The sequence below is a fragment of the Mycobacterium paraffinicum genome (genome assembly GCF_025822865.1).
Classification (GTDB): domain Bacteria; phylum Actinomycetota; class Actinomycetes; order Mycobacteriales; family Mycobacteriaceae; genus Mycobacterium; species Mycobacterium paraffinicum.
The window spans coordinates 1-2,811 of sequence record NZ_JACKUR010000029.1; the positions used below are offsets into that span (position 1 = coordinate 1).

Below are 2,811 nucleotides of genomic sequence, written 5' to 3' on the forward strand. Positions count from 1 at the left end.
GCTGTGTTCCACAAAGGCAAACTGCTCGAACGACCCATCGACATCACGCCCAACGAACCCACCGAATCAACCGAAACGGAAGTCGCCTGAAACGACCCAATCCACAGGTCTTGAAAATATCTCGTGCGGGTAGGCACGACTCGCTAGCATCCTGACCGTGGCAGGGGAGGACGCTGCGGAGGGGACGCCGTTCGGGCGTTACCGGCTGATCAACCTATTGGGGCGCGGCGGCATGGGGGAAGTCTGGCGTGCCCATGACACCGTCACCGACCGGGTCGTCGCCATAAAAGTCTTACCGGCAAATCTGTCTGAGCACAGAGAGTTTCAGCGGCGGTTCCGCCGTGAAGCCCACGCGGCAGCACGCTTGGACACGCCGCATGTGGTCCCGATCTATGACTTCGGCGAGATTGACGGTCGGCTGTTCGTGAGTATGCGGCTAATCAACGGGCGCGACCTACAAACCTTATTGGCCGATGGGCCGCTGGATACCGCCCGCGCCGTGCGCATCGTCGACCAGGTCGCCAGGGCTTTGCATGCCGCCCACAACGTGGGGCTGATCCACCGCGACGTCAAACCCTCCAACATCTTGCTCGACGACGATGACTTCGCCTACCTGATCGATTTCGGTATCGCACGCGCAGCCGATGAAACGCGAATGACTAAGTCCGGCTACGCAATCGGCACTTTCGCCTACATCGCACCCGAGCGGTTGGGCGCGCGAGCCCACGAGGATGCCCGCGCTGATATCTACTCGCTGGCCTGTGTGCTCTATGAATGCCTGACCGGAAGCCCGCCCTTTGACGCGGACACGATAGCGGGGCTAGTCGCCGCGCACCTGCACACCGCGCCGCCTCAACCATCGGCCACCCGACCGAGTGTGCCCAAACAAATCGACGAGGTCATCGCCCAGGGCATGGCCAAAGACCCCGACCGCCGCTACCAGACGGCGCTCGAACTCGCCGCGGCAGCGCAATCCGCCATTACCCAGCCCGTATCGGCCGACAGCACGGAATCAATCCCCCTCGATGTTGAGTTCCAGGTTCTCGATGTTGAGAAGAAACAAGGCCGCAACAGGCCATTTGAGGCCCTAGCCGGCCGGCTTGGGGTCCCGAAGGTTATCTCCGTCATGGCGATAGCCGTCGCGGCCTTCGTTGTGGTGGTCTTGGCAATCGTAATCGCGACTCCGCACGTCAAGCAGGAGTCGCCCGCATCGACTCCGCAGATCACCAGTCAAACTCCGACGCCGACACCTGGGTCAGTCGCGTCGGCGCCGACGCCTCCACCAGCGCCTCCGGCGACCACATCCACTAGCACGATTACAGTTTCGATGCCCTCCGCGCACGCCGAACCAAGCGGGGCAGTATCGGGTGGCACCTGCAGTGATCAAGGCAAACTCGCGCATGACGCCAACACAGGCAAAGAACTCTATTGCGCTACGTTTTCCGAAAGCTACTGGTTTTGGACCGAGACTCCTGCGGGCCTGACCGGACTCCACACCACGAATACATCGTGTGATTCGCGAGTAGAAGTTATGTCGAGATCGCCTGACGGCTATCTGATCATGTGCCGCGTGCCCTCCAATTCCCTTAGTGGCAGCGGAACCTGGCAACACTACGAGGGTATGTTCGAATAGCCCTACCCCGTGCGCGCGATACTCGCCTGCGGCGGATTCGCCCATGGGCAGTTAGGACAGTGCAAGTCGCCTCTTTGACATGCTGGGCCGCCATCAGTAGCTATGGGCCCGACGTCTAAACGCGTGACGGGCCGCCCCCGAGGCGAGCAGGGCGGCCCGGTCAACTATTCAGACGCGGGGATGGGGCGATTCGGTTCCACTCACTCCGACGATCTCGTGGGTGGCTTGCTAGACCAGTCAGTCACGTTCAGTTCACGCGCACGGATGTCGCGGCTAAAGCACCCAATCTGAGCTGCCAAAACTCTGGTGCGCGATACTGGGATTGAACCAGTGACCAGCGATTTGCTGGAATCCTCGCTGACCTGCGCTAATCGTGGCTTGACCTGCGGACACACCTCAATCATAGCGGAACTGAGGGAACCTGGTAGTACGCTGGCGGAACCCATTTAAGTCTACGAGGAGTCCACGGAGTCCACGCCGAGAAGCCACTGGGAGGCGCACAGTGACGCAGGGGAAGGGTCGCAGACCCCAGGACAAGGGCGCCTTCGGTAGCGCCAGTCAGCTGCCCAGCGGGCGCTGGCAAGCCCGCTACTACGGGCCGGAAGGCCACCGCTACAAAGGCCCCGTGACGTTCCGGACCAAGGGAGAGGCGCGGAAGTTCCTCGCGACGGTGCACGCGGACATCATCCGAGGGAAGTGGTTGCCCCCGGAGGACGGCAAGGCACCCGCCGCGCCCGGAACGAAGGCGTTGACGCTCACCACGTACGCCAACACGTGGCTGGAGCAACGCGACCTCAAGACGCGCACCCGCGAGCACTATCGCAAGCTGCTCGACAACCACATCATCGGCAAGCCCATTGGGAACTTGCCGCTGCGGGCGATCACCGCTGATGACGTGCGGGCGTGGTACGCCAAGCTGGACAAGGGGACACCGACGTTACGGGCGCACTGCTACTCGCTGCTGAAAACCATCTTGGCCACCGCTCTGACTGACGGGAAGATCCCGGCGAACCCGGCCGCAATCCGAGGTGCCGGCAGCGTCGAGCGGGCTGTGTGAATCGCCCTGGTTCAGCCGGAGGCTCGGGTTATTGGATTCCGACCAGGGGTTGGTCGCTCCTTGGTGCATCGTAGAACGTGGCTTCGAACTCGGTAGGTGGAACGTCGCCGAGATAGCTGTG

The 2,811-nt window shown here is 62.1% G+C and carries 2 protein-coding genes; both read left to right on the forward strand.

Translation table 11 applies throughout. From position 1 onward, the window contains the following. The first annotated feature begins 157 nt into the window (after positions 1-157). Complete coding sequence (locus H7J89_RS20770) at positions 158-1,633, forward strand: serine/threonine-protein kinase (RefSeq protein WP_264046190.1); 1,476 nt, start codon at positions 158-160, stop codon at positions 1,631-1,633. Positions 1,634-2,135: 502 nt separating this feature from the next. Beyond that, on the forward strand, positions 2,136-2,690 hold the full coding sequence (locus tag H7J89_RS25790) for a tyrosine-type recombinase/integrase (RefSeq protein WP_264046192.1): 555 nt from the start codon (positions 2,136-2,138) through the stop codon (positions 2,688-2,690). Positions 2,691-2,811: the final 121 nt, after the last annotated feature.